The 17,687-nt window shown below is 70.4% G+C and carries 10 protein-coding genes and 2 tRNA genes; 6 read left to right on the top strand and 6 right to left on the bottom strand.

Annotated elements, in window-relative coordinates; genetic code table 11:
- The first annotated feature begins 87 nt into the window (after positions 1–87).
- Entirely contained in the window at positions 88–2,202 is a 2,115-nt protein-coding gene (locus CI785_RS13445) for a RecQ family ATP-dependent DNA helicase (RefSeq protein WP_105032567.1), read from the top strand.
- 126 nt (positions 2,203–2,328) lie between these two features.
- On the opposite strand, the gene CI785_RS13450 is transcribed toward CI785_RS13445, so the two are convergent.
- A tRNA-Ser gene (locus CI785_RS13450) sits at positions 2,329–2,416 on the bottom strand.
- A gap of 107 nt (positions 2,417–2,523) precedes the next feature.
- Positions 2,524–4,611 carry a prolyl oligopeptidase family serine peptidase gene (locus tag CI785_RS13455; RefSeq protein ID WP_105032568.1) on the bottom strand — a complete coding sequence of 696 codons (2,088 nt, stop codon included), beginning with the start codon at positions 4,609–4,611 and terminating at the stop codon, positions 2,524–2,526.
- A gap of 92 nt (positions 4,612–4,703) precedes the next feature.
- On the opposite strand from CI785_RS13455, the gene CI785_RS13460 reads away from it, so the two are divergent.
- The gene (locus tag CI785_RS13460; RefSeq protein WP_105032569.1) at positions 4,704–6,656 is read left to right on the top strand and encodes an FAD/NAD(P)-binding protein; all 1,953 of its coding nucleotides are present in this window, start codon (positions 4,704–4,706) and stop codon (positions 6,654–6,656) included.
- A 221-nt stretch (positions 6,657–6,877) separates the two neighbouring features.
- On the opposite strand, the gene CI785_RS13465 is transcribed toward CI785_RS13460, so the two are convergent.
- From CI785_RS13465 to CI785_RS13475, 3 genes are all read right to left on the bottom strand, one after another.
- Positions 6,878–11,446: an ExeM/NucH family extracellular endonuclease gene (locus CI785_RS13465; RefSeq protein ID WP_105032570.1), complete on the bottom strand. Its 4,569-nt coding sequence runs from the start codon at positions 11,444–11,446 to the stop codon at positions 6,878–6,880.
- Between the two features lie 220 nt (positions 11,447–11,666).
- The gene (locus CI785_RS13470; RefSeq protein ID WP_157940273.1) at positions 11,667–12,140 is read right to left on the bottom strand and encodes a septum formation family protein; all 474 of its coding nucleotides are present in this window, start codon (positions 12,138–12,140) and stop codon (positions 11,667–11,669) included.
- A 181-nt stretch (positions 12,141–12,321) separates the two neighbouring features.
- Positions 12,322–12,409, bottom strand: a tRNA-Ser gene (locus CI785_RS13475).
- Between the two features lie 58 nt (positions 12,410–12,467).
- On the opposite strand from CI785_RS13475, the gene CI785_RS13480 reads away from it, so the two are divergent.
- Positions 12,468–13,442, top strand: a complete 975-nt coding sequence (locus tag CI785_RS13480; RefSeq protein WP_105032572.1) for an NAD(P)H-quinone oxidoreductase — start codon at positions 12,468–12,470, stop codon at positions 13,440–13,442.
- Here CI785_RS13480 and CI785_RS13485 read toward each other — a convergent pair.
- Complete coding sequence (locus CI785_RS13485) at positions 13,439–14,530, bottom strand: FUSC family protein (protein ID WP_338064914.1); 1,092 nt, start codon at positions 14,528–14,530, stop codon at positions 13,439–13,441. The genes CI785_RS13480 and CI785_RS13485 overlap by 4 nt on opposite strands.
- Positions 14,531–14,648: 118 nt before the next feature.
- Between CI785_RS13485 and CI785_RS13490 the strand changes: the two genes are divergently transcribed.
- The 3 genes from CI785_RS13490 (at position 14,649) to CI785_RS13500 (ending at position 17,624) form a co-directional block, all read left to right on the top strand.
- Positions 14,649–14,894 (top strand): hypothetical protein, encoded by a 246-nt coding sequence (locus CI785_RS13490; protein WP_105032574.1) that lies wholly within the window; start codon positions 14,649–14,651, stop codon positions 14,892–14,894.
- A gap of 244 nt (positions 14,895–15,138) precedes the next feature.
- Positions 15,139–17,415: a carbon starvation CstA family protein gene (locus CI785_RS13495; protein ID WP_105032575.1), complete on the top strand. Its 2,277-nt coding sequence runs from the start codon at positions 15,139–15,141 to the stop codon at positions 17,413–17,415.
- On the top strand, positions 17,415–17,624 hold the full coding sequence (locus tag CI785_RS13500; RefSeq protein ID WP_105032701.1) for a YbdD/YjiX family protein: 210 nt from the start codon (positions 17,415–17,417) through the stop codon (positions 17,622–17,624). Before CI785_RS13495 ends, CI785_RS13500 begins: the two co-directional genes overlap by 1 nt.
- Positions 17,625–17,687 lie beyond the last annotated feature (63 nt).

Here is a 17,687-nt window from a genome sequence, read left to right on the forward strand (position 1 = left end):
AAGTGTATCGGTGGGACCCTGGTGCCGGTTGCGCACATGGCGGATCCTCCCGCTCCGACTGGGGGAGGCGGCTGGGATACTGGGGAGATGTCGCCGACCGCCACGCTGAACGACCAAGCAACCGAGATCCTGCACACCCTCGTCGGGTCACAGGATGCGCAGTTCCACGAGGGGCAGTTCGAGGCCATCGAGGCCCTCGTCGAGGGCGGCCGGCGCGCGCTCGTGGTCCAGAGGACCGGGTGGGGGAAGTCCGCCGTCTACTTCGTGGCGAGCCTGCTCCTGCGCGCCCGCGGGGCCGGGCCCACGCTGATCGTCTCGCCCCTGCTCGCGCTCATGCGGGACCAGGTGGCCGCTGCCGCCCGCGCCGGCGTGCGGGCCGAGGCCATCAACTCGGCGAACCAGACCGAGTGGCAGGACATCGAGGCGAAGCTGAAGGCCAACGAGGTGGACGTCCTCCTCGTCTCGCCTGAACGCCTGAACAACCCGTCCTTCCGGCAGCTGTACCTGCCGGAGCTTATGCGGAGGACCGGTCTGCTCGTGATCGACGAGGCCCACTGCATCTCCGACTGGGGCCACGACTTCCGGCCCGACTACCGGCGCCTGCGCGAACTGATCCTGGGCCTCCCGCAGGGCGTACCCGTGCTGGCCACCACGGCCACGGCGAACTCCCGCGTGGTGAAGGACGTCGAGGAGCAGCTCGGCGCAGGAGGCACCGACGTCTTCACCCTGCGCGGCGAGCTGGCGCGGAAGTCCCTGCGGCTCGGGGTACTGCGCCTGCCGAGCCCCCGCTCGCGCCTCGCCTGGCTCCTCACGCACCTGTCCGACCTCCCGGGCAGCGGCATCATCTACGCCCTGACCGTGTCCGCGGCGGAGGACACCGCCCGCCTCCTGCGGGAGAACGGGCACGCCGTCCGCGCCTACACGGGCCGCACCGATCCGGCCGACCGTGAGGCCGCGGAGGCCGCCCTGAAGAACAACGAGGTCAAGGCGCTCGTCGCCACGAGTGCTCTCGGGATGGGCTTCGACAAGCCCGACCTCGGCTTCGTGGTGCACCTCGGGGCTCCGTCCTCGCCTGTCGCGTACTACCAGCAGGTGGGGCGCGCCGGTCGCGGGACGCCGAACGCCGACGTCCTGCTGCTGCCCGGTGCCGAGGACCGCGACATCTGGGAGTACTTCGCCACGGCGTCCATGCCCTCGCAGGACGCCGCCCTCCGTGTGCTGGACGCCCTGGAGCCCGGCGTCGTCCTGTCCACGCCGGCCCTCGAGACACGGGTCAATCTGAAGCGCTCACCCCTGGAACTGCTCCTGAAGGTGCTCGACGTGGACGGCGCCGTCCGCAAGGTGACCGGTGGCTGGGAGAGCACGGGGACGCCGTGGACCTACGACGCCGAGCGGTACCGGCGCATCAGTGAGGCCCGCGTGGTGGAGCAGAAGGCCATGCTCGACTACGAGAACACTGCCGGCTGCCGCATGGAGTTCCTCTCGAAGTCCCTCGATGACCCTGCGGCCACTCCCTGCGGACGCTGCGACAACTGCGCCGGCCCCTGGTACTCGGACGAGGTGGCGCACGAGGCGTCCGATTCCGCCAGCCAGGCCCTGAGCCGGGTCGGGGTGGAGCTCGAGCCGCGGGGCCAGTGGCCCTCCGGCATGGACAAGCTGGGCGTGCCTTTGAAGGGGAAGCTGAAGCCGGGCGAGGTCAGCCTGCCGGGCCGGGCGCTCGCACGCCTCACCGACCTCGGGTGGGGCAACAGGCTGCGCGAGCTCATGGCGGACTCGACGCCGGACGCCCCGCTGGATCCGGCCGTCGTCGAGGCCGTGGTCCGCGTGCTGGCGCAGTGGGGCTGGGACGAGCGCCCGGTCGCCGTGGTGAGCGTTCCCTCCCGGCGGCGCCCGGAGCTCATCGGGTCCCTCGCCCAGGCGCTCGCCCAGGTGGGGCGCATCCCGTATCTCGGGCAGCTGGCCACCCCGCACGGCTTCCCGCAGGGCCAGCCGGGAGGCAACAGTGCGTTCCGGCTGGCATCCGTGTGGGACCACTTCGCCGTTCCCGAGGGAGGGGCCGCCTGGTTCGCGGCGAACCCCGGGCCGGTGCTGCTCGTCGACGACTTCGCGGACAGCCGCTGGACCATCACGGAGGCAGGACGGGCGCTCCGTCTGGCCGGCGCCTCGGGCGTCCTGCCGTTCGCGCTGGCGCTGAAGGCGTAGCGGCGGCCGGTTCTTCGGCCGGCCTGGACAGCGTGGCCCCTGAGCGGCTGCCGGGCGGATGGGAAGGTTCCGCCGGCGCTTGGAAAGGCCAACAGAAAGGCCCCCGTTTTCACGGGGGCCTTCGCGCGGAGACGGGGGGATTTGAACCCCCGGTAGGCTTTAGGCCCACACTTCATTAGCAGTGAAGCCCATTCGGCCGCTCTGGCACGTCTCCATCGGCTATCTCTAGCCTCCCAAGGTTACCCAGAAGGGGACGGCAAGAGCAAAACCGCACCGGCCCGCCTCCCCGCGTTGCCGTGCGGCCGCTCGCAGGCCGTGGGGTCAGAGCGACCCGGTGAGCGCCCGCCAGAGGAACTCGAAGCTCATCGCGTGCATCCTGGCGGCCTGCCGGTTGTCCGCCGCACCGGCATGCCCGCCCTCGAGCGCCTCGTGGAACCAGACGTCACCGATGCCGAGGTCCTTCATCTTCGCGGCCATCTTGCGGGCCTGCACCGGGCCCACCCGGTCATCGCTGGTCGCCGTCCAGAGAAGCGTCTTCGGGTAGGCGACGTCGTCACGGAGCAGGTGGTACGGCGAGAAGGTCTGCACGTACTCCCATTCCTCGGGTTTGTCCGGGTCGCCGTACTCGGCGATCCACGAGTACCCGGCCGAGAGCTTCGTGTACCTGCGCATGTCGAGCAGGGGCACCCCGCACGAGATGGCGCCGAACAGGTGCGGGTACGTGGTCAGCATGTTGCCCACGAGCAGGCCGCCGTTGCTCCGGCCTGTGCAGCCCAGGAGCGCCGGCGATGTGACGCCGCGCTGCATCAGGTCCTCGGCGATGGCCGCGAAGTCCTCGTAGGCGCGGTGGCGGTTGGCGTGGAGGGCCGCGTGGTGCCACTGAGGCCCGTACTCGCCGCCGCCTCGGATGTTGGCCAGCACGTAGACCCCCTGCCGGCCGTCCTCCGTGGTCCGCTCGAGCCATCCGCGCCCGATCACGCCGCTGTAGGCGGGCGTCATGGAGTGCTCGAACCCGCCGTACCCGGAGAGCAGGGTGGGGTTGCCGCCGTCGAGCACCAGGTCCTTCGGTGCGAGCTGGAAGTAGGGCACGCGCGTGCCGTCGTCCGAGACCGCGAAGTGCTGCTCCACGGTGAAACGGTCCTCGTCGAAGTAGGACGGCGAGGACTTGACGGACGTGTGCTCGCCACCGATCGTGCCGCGGTGGAGCGTCGACGGCGTCAGGAAACCGGTGGCGATGAGCCAGTAGTCGTTGCCGGCGGCGTCGTCCTCGTCGTCGACCGCGTAGGCGTCCACGGAGTGGAGCGGCGGGCAGGCGTCGAGCAGTTCCGCACTCCAGTCCTTGCCCGGATCGAGGATGCGGATCTCGGAGGACACGTCGCGCAGCAGGTTCAGCAGCAGGTAGTCGCGGGTCCAGCTCCAGGACTGGAGGGACGTCGACGGATCGGGGGAGAAGACGGTGGTGAAGGAGCGCCCGCCGGCGAGGAAGGATTCGAGGCCGATGACCAGCAGGGATCCCGCCCGGTACGTGGTCCCCTCCGTGGTCCAGTCCGTGCGCGGCCGGACGATCAGCCACTCCCGGTGCAGCGAGATACTGGCGTCCTCGGGCACCTCGATCAGGTGCCACCCGCCGTCCTGTCGGAGGTAGGTGCGACGCGTGTAGAAGTCGATGGTGTCGACGGCGATGTCGCGCTCGAACCCCGGCGTGGAGTCGTGCGCCACGAGCGCCATCATGTGGTCCACGTCCACCTCGAAGTACTGCTCGGCGGACGCGAGATCGCCCCCGCGCCGCAGGGTCCGCACGGTGCGTGGGTAGGAGCTCGACGTCATCGAGCCGGGACCGAAGTCGGTGCCGACGTGGAGGGCATCGGGGCCGGCCCAGCCGATGCGGCTCTTCGCCGTAGGTATGTCGAAGCCGCCGTCCACGAAGTCGAGGGTGGCAAGGCTGAACTCGCGGTAGCGCGCCGCGTCGCCGCCGTCCGGGGAGAGGACCACGAGGACCCGCTCGTGCGGTGCGCCCTCGGCCGGGCGGAGGAAGAGGGCCCCGCCCCAGACCCACTCCGTGCCTTCGGCGGCGCTCAGCGCGTCGACGTCGAGCAGCAGTTCCCAGGCCGGGGCGTCGGAGGCGTAGCTGTCCCAGGTCGTGCGGCGCCAGATGCCCTGACGGTGCTCGGCGTCACGCCAGAAGTTGTAGTAGAAGTCGCCGTGCTTGCCCACCATGGGGATGCGGTCCGTGGAGTCGAGCACCTCGAGGATGCCGCGCTCCCGTGCTTCGAAACCCGGCGTCAGGAGGGCGTCCTCGGTCAGCGCGTTCTCGGCGCGGACCCACTCGAGGCCCTTCTCCGCGTAGATGTCCTCGAGCCAGAGGAAGGGGTCGTCCGCGGTCGCGGTGGTCTCCGTGGGGTGCGTCATCCGCCCATCCTATGCAGGGCGCCGAAGGCACAGCCATCACGGGATGCCCGAGGGCGGCAGGGACCCGGAGCCTGGTTGGATAGGCTTGACGCGTGGAGAACCAGGAGGCGAGGCGCGTGGCCGTCATCGGAGGCGGACCCCGCGGCACCTCCGTGGTCGAGCGGCTGATCGCCCGCTACCGGACCCTCGGTGCCGGGGCGCCGGGCCTGTCCATCCACGTGATCGAGCTCTTCGAACCGGGCCCGGGCCACGTCTGGCAGACGGGCCAGTCGCGGCTCTTCCTCATGAACACGCCCTGCCTCTACCCCACGGTCGTCCCCGTCGGGGAGACCGCCGCGGGCGTCGCAGCCTCGCCCGCGGGCCTCTCCTTCGACGCCTGGCGGACGCGCGTGAACGACGGGCGGATCAGCGGGCTGGGCCACGACGACGTCACCGAATGCGCGCGGCTCACCTCACGGGACTTCCCGAGCAGGGCGCTCTACGGCCGGTACCTCGCCTGGACCTTCGCGGAGGTCGTGCGGCAGGCGCCGCCCGGCGTCGCCGTCGTCCACCACCGCAAGGAGGCGGTAGGGCTCGAACGGGTCGACGACCCCGACCGCCGGTGGAGCATCCTCCTCGACGACGGCACGGAGCTCCCGGCCGACGACGTCGTCCTGGCACTGGGACATCTCGCGGCGACCCTCACCCCCGAGCAGGGGAGGCTGCAGGACGCTGCGGCACGCCACGGACTGCAGTACTGGCCGCCCTCCGTCCCCGCCGACGTCGCCTGGGACCGCCTCCCTGCGCGCAAGACCGTCCTGGTCCGCGGACTCGGCCTCAACTTCTTCGACGCCATGATCCAGCTGACCGAGGGCCGCGGCGGGCGGTTCCTCCCGGCCGAGGACGGGCGGCTCGCGTATGAGCCCTCCGGCCGGGAGCCCCGGCTCGTCGCGGCCTCCCGGCGGGGTGTGCCCTACCGCGCTAAGGCGTCCCTCGACGCGTACATCCCACGCGGCGTCACCCTGCGCTTCTGCACGTCGGCCCGGGTCCTTGCCTTCCGGCAGACCGGTGTCCAGCCCGGCTTCGACCACGACCTCTGGCCGCTGCTGCACCGTGACGTGCTCTGGGCCTACTACGCGACCCTTTGCCGCACTACGGGCCACGCCCTCGCTGCGTCGCCTGCGGACTTCCTCGCCGAACTGGACGCCGCGCTGGGGACGGAGGGGCCCGCCTGGGAAGCCGCGGCGGGGGACGCCGTCGCACGTGCGATCCCCGCCGACCTCCGGCTGGACGTCGAAGCCCTCGGCCAGCCTTTCGCCCGGCGACGTTTCGCCGACGGTGGGGAATTCGCAGCGGCCGTCCTCGCCTATCTCGATGCCGACGCCGCTGGTTCCGCGGAGGGTGAGGACGACCCGCTGAAGATGGCGATCGGCGCCATGAACGCCGGGAGGTCCGTCATCAAGCAGGCCGTGGCCGACGGCGGGATCTCCGACTCGTCCTGGAACACCGAGCTCCGCGGCTGGTTCGAGCCGCTCGTCGAAGGCCTCGCCAGCGGTCCGCCGCCGGTGCGGATCGCCCAGCTCGCGGCGCTCGTGCGGGCGGGGATCGTCCGGTTCGTGGGACCGAATCCGAGCTTCGGCTTCGACCCGGACGAGGAGATCTTCCGGGCCACCTCGCCGTGGGTGCAGGGCGAGACCTTCACCGCGCGCTACCTCGTGGAGGCCATGACTCCCGCGAACCGGGTGACCACGAACCTGTCCCCGCTGATGCGCACCCTCCTGGAGGACGGCACCGTCAGGCCCCGGACCCTCATGGGCGAGGACGGCGTGCCCGTGACGTCCGCAGGGCTGGATGTCACGGCGCCGCCCTACCGCGCCGTCGACCGGACGGGCAAGGCACACGACGCCCTGTTCGTGATCGGCCTCCAGCTCGCGTCGGTGCAGTGGGGGACGGCCATCGCCGCCGAGGCCGGCGCGCCCCTGGATGCCGGCAGCAGGACACTGCTCGACGCCGATGCCATCGCCGGCGCGATCCTCGAGCACGCGGCGCGCCCGTCCGGCTCCTGACCCGACGGGCCGGCGTCGGCCGGCAGGACAGGGCCGGACGCACCAGGACCTACCAGGACGCACCGGGACGCACCGGGACGCACGGCCGCAGCAGGGATGAAGCGCGTGCGATGGCGTCGGAGGCCGGGTGCGCCAACGACAGGAGGGACCCCCACCGCTCGGTGGAGGTCCCTCCTGTCGTTGGTTCCGGGCGCGCCCGGGCGCTCCCGGGACCGGGCTACCTAGCGGCTGATGCAGCGCTCGTAGTTCGCGAGGTGAGCACGGTAGCTCACCCAGCTGCCGTTGTTCGCGCCCTCGGCCGGAGGAGTCGGCTCGGTGCAGCCCGGCTTACCCGGCTTGACGGGCTTGACGGGCTTGACCGGCTTCTCGGGCTTCACGGGCTTCACGGGCTTCTCCGGCTCGACGGGCGTCTCCGGTACCGGTGCCGCTTCCACGGTGACCGGCAGGGTCACCGTCGTGCCGCTCGGAGCGGCCGTCAGGACGATCCGCCCCTGTCCGCTCGCGGTTGCCGGGACGGTGAGGTCCACCGTCGCGCTGCCGCCCGAGACCGGGACGGACCCGAGCTGCGTGGCGGTGCCGTCCGCGGCCACGAAGCTCACGGCCAGCGAGGTGTTCGCCGGGCTGCCGAGCGAGGTGAGGTCCAGCTTCGACACCGTGAAGGAGACGGCTGCGCCGGCCTTCACCGCGGTCGGAGCACCCTGCACCTGGACGCTGCGGCGGTCGAACGACGGCGACAGCGGGCTGTTGGCCCGGATGTAGTCGATCCACGCGTCGCGGTCCACGAGACCCGACTCGCGGGTGTCGGAGCCCTCACGGAACGCCGTGAAGTTGTCGCCACCCTGGGCCAGGAAGCTGAACGTGCCGATCCGGTAGTCCTTCGCCGGATCCAGCGGTGCGCCATCGATCATGACGGAGGTGATCCTCGAACCCCGCGCGAGGGCGGGATCGTAGGTGACGCTCACGTTGTCCGAGAGGCCGAGGGCCAGGAAGGACCGTGAGCTGCCCTCGGGCTGCCACTGCTGCTCGAGGACGGCCTTGAACTGCGCACCGGTCAGGGTGGTGGTCCAGAGATCGTTCACGAAGGGCAGCACCGCGTTGGCCTCGGCGAAGGTGATGACGCCGTCGGGACCGTAGTAGAGCTCGTTGCGGAGCCCGCCCGGGTTGACGACGCCGATCTGGGCTCCGCCGCGCTCCGCGGAGGAGAGGCTGGTGCGCAGGGAGTCGGCCACGAGGTTGCCCAGCGTCGACTCCGAGGCGCGGTCATCACGCGCTGTGCCGATGAAGGCCGTGGTGATGTCCTGCGTGACCGACCCGACCGGCTGGTTGCCGATGACCGCCGCCTGCGCGAGCGCCGCATCGACGATGGTCTTGACCTGGGCGACCCGCGGGAAGGTGCTGACCAGGGTGGCGTCGGCGTCCGTGGTGCGGGCGACGTTGCGTGCCGTGTAGGACGCGACGTCGCCGGTGGCGGTGTCGACGGTCAGTGTGATCTGGCCGACGAACTCGCCGTAGGACCCGGTCTGGAGGATCGGCCGGGTCTTGCCTGCGGCACCCGGGACGGGGGCGTCCCACGCGTACTGCTTGTGCGTGTGGCCGGTGAAGATCGCGTCCACGAGGGGCGTGGTCTCGGTGACGATGCGCGCGAACGTGCCACCCGCGGCGACCTCCTGCTCGATCGTGGACTTCTCGACGACGCCGTCGCCGGCGCCCTCGTGGTACTCGGCGACGATGACGTCGGCGAGGTCCTGGTCCTCGATCTCCTTCGCGACGCGGTTGACGGCGTCGACGGGATCGCCGAAGTCGACGTTCGCGATGCCACCGGGGCTGACGAGCGTCGCCGTCTCCTCGGTGACGACGCCGATCACGGCGACGTCGACGCCGTCGACCTCGATGATGGAGTACTCCTCGAGCGCGGGCTCGGTGGTGCCCTTGGTGTAGACGTTGGCGCCGAGGTACGGGAAGTCCGCCTCGTCCGCGACGCGACCGGTCAGGTCCGTGAGGCCCTTGTCGAACTCGTGGTTGCCCACGGCGGAGGCCTGGAGGCCCAGGGCGTCGAGGACGTCCAGGGTCGGCTTGTCGTCCTGCAGCGAGGACGCGAAGAGGGACGCGCCGATGTTGTCGCCGGCGGACAGGAACGCTGTCCTGTCCTCGCCGAACTCGGCCCGCAGCTTCTCGACGGTCCCGGCGAAACGCACCGTGTTGGCGTCGATCCGGCCGTGGAAGTCGTTGATGTTGAGCAGGTTGAGTTCCGCGGTCGTGTCGGCGGGCATCAGGTCGAGGCCCACGATCACGGGGTCGTGGTCGCTGGCGCGGTACTGGTCCGCCGCGTAGTAGTCGGTGACGTTGTTGTTGTAGCGGCTGTACTCGAAGGCCACCGACTCGACGGAGTTGATGTTCCACGTGTCCACGCCGGTCACGGTGGCGTCCGCCGCAGGCGAGGCCAGGATGTGGTCGAGCGAGCCGCTCAGGCCGGAGAAGACGTACGAGTAGTCGCCGTCCTTCTCGCCCTGGTTGACGTACCCGGCCTCGTACATGACCTCCATGGGGTCCTCGTGCGTGTACGAGTTGAAGTCGCCGGTCAGGAAGACCTTGTCGGTCTTCGCCGTCGCTTTCAGGGAGTCGGCGAAGGCTACGAGGGCCTGGGCCTGCGTGACGCGCGCGGCGTTCCAGGCGCCCTGGCCGTCGCCCGTATCGGCGTTGCCGCCCGAGCTGGGACCGGAACCCTTGGACTTGAAGTGGTTGACGATCGCGAGGAAGGTCTCCGACTCCGTGCCGCCCACCGGCTTGAACGCCTGTGCGAGGGGCTTGCGGGCGTTGGAGAACGCCACCTTGTCGTTGAGGATCACGGACTCGCCCACGGGCTCGGCCACGGCCTTCTTGTAGATCAGGGCGGTGCGGATGAAGTCCTCGTCGGCGGGAGCCGGGACGGCCGCGGGGGAGCGGACGTAGTCCCAGGTGCCGGGAGCCTTCTCGTTCAGCGCCTCGACGAGGGTGGCGAGTGCGGCGTCGCGGTCCTTGCCGAAGCGGACGGAGTTCTCGACCTCCATGAGGGTGACGACGTCGGCGTCGAGGCCGTTGATCGCGGCCACGATCTTTGCTTCCTGGCGCTCGAAGTTCTCCTTGTTCGCGGCACCGCGGGAGTCGCAGCCACCGTCGACGGTGATCGGGTTGCCCGCGCGGTCCGTGAAGTACCTGCAGCCGACGAGGTCCTCACCGGTGGTGGGGAAGTAGTTCAGCACGTTGAAGGACGCGATCTTGAGGTTTCCGCCGACCTCTTCGGGGGCTGCGGGACGCTCGCCGGCGAACTGCACGGGCTGCACGCCCGCCGGGTTCGCGCCGTTGAGTTCGGCGAGCGGCTGGAACTTCCAGGTGCTGTTGCGGTAGTCGAGGACCACCGGGGAGGTGAACGCCGCGCTGTAACCGACCCGGACGGGCTGGGACGGCGTGAGGTACGGGAGAACCTTGCCGCGGTTGGGCTGCGAGGCGAAATTGGTCGACGCGCCGTCGTCCAGGCGGATGGTGCGGGCCGCGTTGTCGGCGATGACCGCGGCGTTCTCGGCGGTGCCGGGGCGGGCGACGTCGGTCGGCTGGAGGAGACGCCCGGTCCCGGCGGCCAGGGTGACCTCGCCGTACTGGTTCAGGGCGTAGTTGTCGGCGACGGTGAAGGCGCCGGAGGGCTGGAAGAGCATGCCCTCGGTCGCTTCACGGGCGGCCTCCGTGGCGGGCAGTGCGATCGCGGAGGCCTTGGGCTCCTCGGCTGCCTCGGTGAGCTTCGTGGTGCCACCGGCGGCGACGGTGAGCTGCGTCAGGTTGAAGAACTCACCGGCGGTACCGGTGACCTCCACGTAGTCGCCCACGGCCACGGATGCGACCGTGTCGGGGGAGTAGACGAAGATGGCGTCCGAGGCGGTCTGGTCGGCTGCCGCCGAGCTCCCCGGGGTCTGGAGGTAGAAGCCCGCGAAGCCGCCCGTGGGGTAGGCCGCCGTGACCTTGCCCCGCGTGGTGACCGTCTGGCCGGACAGCGGCGTCGCCGCGCCCGTTCCCTGGATGTCGCGGATGGGGACGACCACCCCCGGCGTCGGAGCCGGCGGGGTCGGCGTCGGTGTGGGGGTCGGCGTGGGCCCGCCGGGCGTCGCCGTGGCGTTCGTCGGCGTCGTGTCCTGCAGGCTGAAGTCCGCACCGTTGTCATCGGTGTCGGCGAAGTCCGTGCGGTTGGCGGACTTCGTGCTTCCGGCGCCGGGGGTGGTGGCTACAGTGCCCTCGAACGCGTTGGCGGTGCCATAGCCCAGGGCGTCCACGACGGCAGGCGTGCCGACGATGCTGCCGACGGGCAGCGCGCCGACGCTGGCGGACTGGCTGGACAGCACGATCACGCCGCCCCCGGCACCCGGGTTGAAGCCCGTGGCGAGGTCCGGGGTGGGCAGCGCGGATCCGGCGGTGCCGTTGCTACCGCCCTGGATCAGGAAGTAGCCCTTGGCCGGGATGGTCCCGCGGAGCGCGGTCGGGGTCGGCGCGGACGTCGAACCCGGCGCCCGGTACTGCAGTGACCAGCCGTCCAGGCTGACCGGCGCATCGGTGGGGTTGTAGAGCTCCACGTACTTGTTGGTGAAGGGGGTCCCTGCCGAACCGCCCGAGATGAAAGCCTCGTTGATGATGACGCCGTCTCCTGTGACGGACGCCGTCGCCGGTGGTGTCTCCACCGCGGCGGCCGGTAGTGCGATCATCGGCGAGGCGAGCAGCCCTACCGACAGCGCCGCACCGAGCGCTCCCTTCCATGACGAATTGATCATTCGTTCTTTCTTCTCCTTGACGATGGCCGTCGAGCGGCCGTGAGTGAAGCCCGCCGACCCGTCGATGGGTGGGCGCGTTGGCATGAGCACCGTATGTGACGCAGGTGACATTCCATCCCCGGGGAGAAGCCAACCAGATCATCATTAACATTGGGTAACCAAAACACCAGTGGTTCCGGAAGATCCGGGACTCCTGACCGTTATTCGTGGACGACCCGCATTATCGACGGGCGTTTCGGAGCGTTCCGGTCACGGATTCCTCGCCCTGGTCCGCGACGAAGCAGAGGATCTCGCGGTCGTCCGCCGCGTTCCAGCTCTCCTCGACGGGATAGAAGTAGAGCAGTTCCAGGACCGAGGCGTCGTACTCGAGTCCGACGTACGCGGCGAACTCCTGGGCGCAGAAATCGCCGGCGGCGGTGCTGGCGGCAGGCACCCCTGGGTAGTCCCCGCCGGGCATCTCGGTACGGGCGAACGCCTCGAAGACGTGCGGCTCACCGCATGGCAGCACCGTGATGTCGGAGGTCTTCTCCGTACCGGGGTCGTCGATGCAGTCGCCCACCTCGATGGAGAAGGCGTCCGTGCGGGCCTCGGCGGTCACGGCACCGTCGGCGTTCCGGTCGGGGCCGGTAGGCGGGAAGGCGGTGCAGCCCGCCACCAGGGCGAGTGCGCCCGTCGCCGCCGCGGCGGAGATCACCCGCCGGATCCTGCTGTGGTGCCCAGTGCGCATCGAGACCCTGTCGTCGGCCACGGTGAGCGTGGCGCGGCTGTTGCTCCTCGGGACAGTACCGCACGGACGGCGCGGGGCACCACGGGCGGGGGAGCGGGTCAGCCGGAAGCAGGAAGGGAGGCCCCGCGGTGCGGGGCCTCCCTGGAAGCGGAAGGTAAGGGATTCGAACCCTTGAGACGGGGTGACCGCCCACTGGTTTTCAAGACCAGCTCCTTCGGCCGCTCGGACAACCTTCCGCCGCTAGTGTTTCACGAAGGGCGGGCGGCGCCCAAATACCCGGGAGTGGAGGCAGGCATGCGTGCAGTGGTGATCGAGGGTGCCGGCGGGCCGGACGTCCTCGCGGTGCGGGACGTCCCCGAACCCGTGGTGCGACCGGGCGAGGTGCTCATCGACGTGGTCGCCGCCGGGCTGAACCGGGCCGACGTGCAGCAGCGTCGCGGTCTCTACCCGCCGCCCGAGGGTGCGTCGTCCCTGCCGGGCCTGGAGGTGTCCGGCCGGATCGCGGACGCCGGCGACTCCGCGTTCGCGGTGGGAGACGCCGTCGTCGCCCTCCTGGCCGGCGGCGGGTACGCCGAGAAGGTCGCCGTGCCGGCCGGGCAGGTGGTCCGTGCGCCCGACGGCGTGGATCTCGTGGAGGCCGCGGGTCTTCCCGAGACGGCGGCGACCGTGTGGTCGAACCTCGTGCTGCAGGCCGGTCTGGCCACGGGCGAGGACGTCCTGATCCACGGGGCGTCCGGCGGCATCGGCGTGATGGCCGTGCAGGTGAGCCTCGCCCTCGGCGCGGTACCCCACGTGACCGCGGGATCGACGGCGAAGTTGGGGATTGCCCGGTCCCTCGGGGTGCGGACCCTCATCAACTATCGCGAGCAGGACTTCGTCGAGGAACTCAGGTCTGCCACGGGTGGCCGGGGCATGGACGTCATCCTCGACGTCGTCGGCGCGAAGTACCTCGCGCGGAACGTCGAATCCCTCGCTCCCGGCGGACGGCTCGTGGTCATCGGCCTGCAGGGTGGTGCGACGGCGGAACTCGACCTCGGGATGCTCATGGGCAAGCGGGCGAGCGTCGCCGGGACCACGCTGCGGGCCAGGCCCGTCGGGGAGAAGACGGCCATCATGGCGGCGGTCCGCGACCACGTCTGGCCGCTCGTCGCCTCGGGGGCCGTGAAGCCGTTCGTCGGCCGGACCTACCCGCTCGCACAGGTGGCCGAGGCCCACACCTACTTCGACGCCGGGGAGCACACCGGCAAGATCCTGCTGGTCATGGACTAGGCCGTCCGGGCAGGAGTTCGCATGCACCGGCGCAGGTGCAGCGCCAGCACCAGGGCGATCCCGACGAACGCCCCGATCGCCGTCTCGACGGCCCGGTCCACGAGCAGCCCCGACGGGTCGGCGGGGTGTGCCAGTTGGGTCGAGACCAGGGCGAGGGGCGTGACGAAGGCCTGCGCGAGGGCGTACTGGCGCAGGATGAACATCTCCGCGGCGAACTGGGCGACGGCGATCACGAGGACGAGCTGCCACGCCGGCAGCCCCGGCAGCAGGATGAGCGCGGTCAGGGCGAGCCCGGCGACCGTGCCGAGGACTCGCTGGAGGCCACGGGTCACGCGGGCCCGAGCGGTCTGACCGACCAGCGGGACGGTCGCCGCGACCATGGCCCAGTAGGTGTGGCCGATCCCGAGCAGCGTCGCCGCGCCGCCCGCCAGCAGCGCCGCCACCACGTACAGGACCGACTCCCGCGCGAGGCCCGCCAGATGGCGCGCCGTCGGCCGGTCCGCCGGTGCCCGGCGCCAGGGCGTGCGGTGGCTGGGCCAGAGGGTGCCCGCCAGCCCCAGGAGTACGGCGAAGGCGACGGTGGCCGCAGCCGTGGCGAGCCCCTGCTCCAGCGGCGGCTGTGCCGGCACGGACGCGATGGCCGCGAACGCGAAGATGTGGAACAGCGATCCCCCCGGACGGAGTCGGAACAGGCCCGCGCAGAAGGTCCCGAGCCCGGCGACCGCACTGGTGAGCAGGATCAGGCCCCACGCGCCGACGTCGGCGCGTGCGGTCAGCGCCGCCGCGAGGATCACCGCGAGCATGAGACCGCCGCCTCGCAGCTGGGTGGCGAGGCGCGGACGGTGGGGTTCGTTGCGGCCGTAGATACCCGCGAAGGCCCCGAAGGTCGCGAACACGGCCAGATCGAGCCGGCCGAGCAGCAGGAGCGCGAACAGGGGGACGCCCACACCGATGGCGCACCGGAGGGCGGGATGGTGGTCGGAGGAGGGCGGTGCCATGTGTACGAGGTCACGGAGGAGGGGCACGGACTGCTGGCTTCCGGTCGGAGGGATCGACGGCGCCGCTGGCATCGAGTGGCGGAATGCCACCGATCAACACTACTCCCGTCACCGTGCCGCGCACCGCCGTTCCGGGACCGTCAGCATGCTTTCGGATGTCCGGAGGCTGTGCGAGGCTGGCAGGACAGCAACCGGAAGGAGCACCACCGTGGGCAGCACGCATCACGACGACGAGGGCGGCCTCTCGCAGGCAGCCGACAGCTTCGCCGAGAACCTCGGTGACCAGGTACCCGATGGCGCGGACAACGGACCGGAGGATCGCGCGGACGGCGCCGCGGACGACCGCACCAGGACGCACTCGAGCATCAGCGAGGGCATGAACGCGAACGACGACGACGAGCCGCCCGCCGTGCTCGATGACGGACCCGACGGGGGCTCGCGCGGCTCGTCCTGACGGGCCCCACGCGGCTCCTCCTGACGCCGCTCGCGCCGAGCTCGTCCCGACACCGCCGGCCGGGCACGGTCCGCGGGGACAGGGATGCCGGCGCGGGCGTAACGCCGCCGGCAGGAAGGCGGTCGCTCGCCGCACCGGGAGGTGTGTTCGGCGCAATGCGCAGGTTGCCCTGCTTGTCCTGTGACGCAGACCTCACTAGGTTGCTACCTTCGTGTGCACCACACTCTCGCACTCGAGGAGCATCATGAGTAAGAAGCAGAACGGATCCCACCGGCACGCCGACGTGCTGGTGACGGATCCGGACCTGCCGCCGGTCGCCGTCGACCCGCAGCAGGCCGAAGCAGAAGACCGCCGGTGGACGCCGGCGAAGATCGCCCTCTGGGTGGGCATCGCACTCCTCGGCGGTATCGCGTGGACGATGCTCGCCATCGTCCGCGGTGAGACCGTCAATGCCATCTGGTTCGTCTTCGCGGCCGTCTGCACCTACCTCATCGCCTACCGGTTCTACTCGAAGTTCATCGAGCGCAACCTGCTCAAGCCCGACGACCGGCGCGCCACCCCCGCGGAGTACAAGGCGGACGGCAAGGACTACGCCGCCACCGACCGCAGGGTCCTCTACGGCCACCACTTCGCCGCCATCGCCGGAGCCGGCCCGCTGGTGGGTCCGGTCCTCGCAGCACAGATGGGCTACCTTCCCGGCACGCTCTGGATCATCATCGGCGTCATCTTCGCGGGTGCTGTCCAGGACTACCTCGTCATGTTCTTCTCGATGCGCCGCGGCGGCCGTTCCCTCGGCCAGATGGCGCGCGAGGAGCTCGGGGTCATCGGCGGGACCGCGGCCCTCATCGCCACCCTGACCATCATGATCATCATCGTGGCCATCCTCGCGCTCGTGGTCGTGAACGCGCTCGGAGAGAGCCCCTGGGGCGTCTTCTCCGTCTCCATGACCATCCCGATCGCACTCTTCATGGGCGTCTACCTGCGCTACCTCCGACCCGGCAAGGTCACCGAGGTGTCCCTCATCGGCTTCGCGCTGCTGCTGCTCGCCATCGTCGGTGGCGGCTGGATCTCCGAGACGGCCTGGGGCGTCGAGATCTTCACCCTCGACCGCATCACGATCGCCTGGGGCATCATCATCTACGGTTTCATCGCCGCCGTGCTGCCCGTCTGGCTCCTGCTGGCACCCCGCGACTACCTGTCCACGTTCATGAAGATCGGCACGATCATCATGCTCGCGGTCGCGATCGTCATCACGCGCCCGGAGATCAGCGTCCCCGCCATCACGCCCTTCGCGACCTCCGGGACCGGCCCCGTCGTCGCAGGCACACTGTTCCCGTTCCTCTTCGTGACCATCGCCTGCGGTGCGCTCTCCGGGTTCCACGCCCTGATCTCCTCGGGCACCACGCCGAAGATGATCGAGAAGGAACGCCAGACCCGCTTCATCGGCTACGGCGGGATGCTCATGGAGTCCTTCGTGGCCATCATGGCGCTCGTTGCAGCCCTCTCGATCGACCGCGGGATCTACTTCGCGATGAACTCCTCCGCGGCGGCGACCGGCGGCACCATCGAGGGCGCGGTGACCTTCGTCAACGGCCTCGGCCTCACCGGTGTGAACCTCACCCAGGAGGCCCTGAGCACGATGGCCTCGAACGTGGGCGAGGAATCGATCGTCTCCCGTACGGGTGGCGCTCCTACCCTTGCCGTCGGTATCGCGCAGATCATGCAGGGTGTGTTCGGCGGCGCGGGCATGATGGCTTTCTGGTACCACTTCGCCATCATGTTCGAGGCGCTGTTCATACTCACCGCGGTCGACGCCGGAACCCGGGTTGCCCGGTTCATGCTGCAGGACAGCATCGGCAACTTCGTGCCCCGCTTCCGCGACACCTCCTGGCGTGCCGGGGCGTGGATCTGCACCGCGATCATGGTGGCCGGCTGGGGAGCGATCCTCATCATGGGCGTCACCGACCCCCTCGGCGGTATCAACACGCTGTTCCCGCTGTTCGGTATCGCCAATCAGCTGCTGGCGGCCATCGCGCTCGCGGTGTGCATGGCGATCTGCGCCAAGCGGGGCCTGTTCCGCTTCCTGTGGATCCCGGCCCTGCCGCTCGCCTTCGCCGCGGTGGTGACCATCACGGCGTCGTTCCTGAAGATCTTCTCGCCCGTCCCGGCCATCGGTTACTGGGCGCAGCACACGGCGTTCAGGAACGCCCTGGCCGCCGGTGAGGAGAGCTTCGGCACGGCCAAGACGGTCGCCGCCATGGAGGCGGTGGTGCGTAACACCTTCATCCAGGGCACGCTGTCGATCATCTTCGTGGTGCTCTCCATCATCGTCATCCTGACGGCGATCCTCGCCACCATCCGGGCCTACCGGCACGGCGGCGGCGAGGAGACCGAGGACGCCCCGGTGGCCTCACGCATCTTCGCACCAGCCGGCCTCATCGCGTCACCGGCCGAGAAGGAACTGGAGACGCAGTGGGCGGCTCTGGAGCCGGGCAGGCGGCCCGCGAGGACGGGGCACTGATGACCGTGCCGCAGGTCCTCTCCCGCGCACGCGACACCGCGCGTGAACTCGCGTGGCTCTTCAAGGGGGTCATGGGGGAGAACGCGTACCAGGCGTACCTGGACCACCACGAGCGCACCCACGCGGGCGAGCTCCCGATGACGGAACGCGAGTTCTGGCGGGACAAAACCGACCGCCAGGACGCGAACCCCGAGGGCCGCTGCTGCTAGCGGGCTCCCAGCGAGGAAGCCGGGCACTCCGTACGGAGTGCCCGGCTTCCTCGTGTTCGAGCT

The organism is Arthrobacter ruber (genome assembly GCF_002954225.1).
Lineage (GTDB): Bacteria > Actinomycetota > Actinomycetes > Actinomycetales > Micrococcaceae > Arthrobacter_D > Arthrobacter_D ruber.

Excerpts from the sequence above, each read along its gene's own strand:
- CI785_RS13445 (WP_105032567.1), top strand. The coding sequence starts at position 88 with ATGTCGCCGACCGCCACGCTGAACGACCAAGCAACCGAGATCCTGCAC.
- CI785_RS13455 (WP_105032568.1), bottom strand. The coding sequence starts at position 4,611 with ATGACGCACCCCACGGAGACCACCGCGACCGCGGACGACCCCTTCCTC.
- CI785_RS13465 (WP_105032570.1), bottom strand. The coding sequence starts at position 11,446 with ATGATCAATTCGTCATGGAAGGGAGCGCTCGGTGCGGCGCTGTCGGTA.
- CI785_RS13480 (WP_105032572.1), top strand. The coding sequence starts at position 12,468 with ATGCGTGCAGTGGTGATCGAGGGTGCCGGCGGGCCGGACGTCCTCGCG.
- CI785_RS13495 (WP_105032575.1), top strand. The coding sequence starts at position 15,139 with ATGAGTAAGAAGCAGAACGGATCCCACCGGCACGCCGACGTGCTGGTG.
- CI785_RS13500 (WP_105032701.1), top strand. The coding sequence starts at position 17,415 with ATGACCGTGCCGCAGGTCCTCTCCCGCGCACGCGACACCGCGCGTGAA.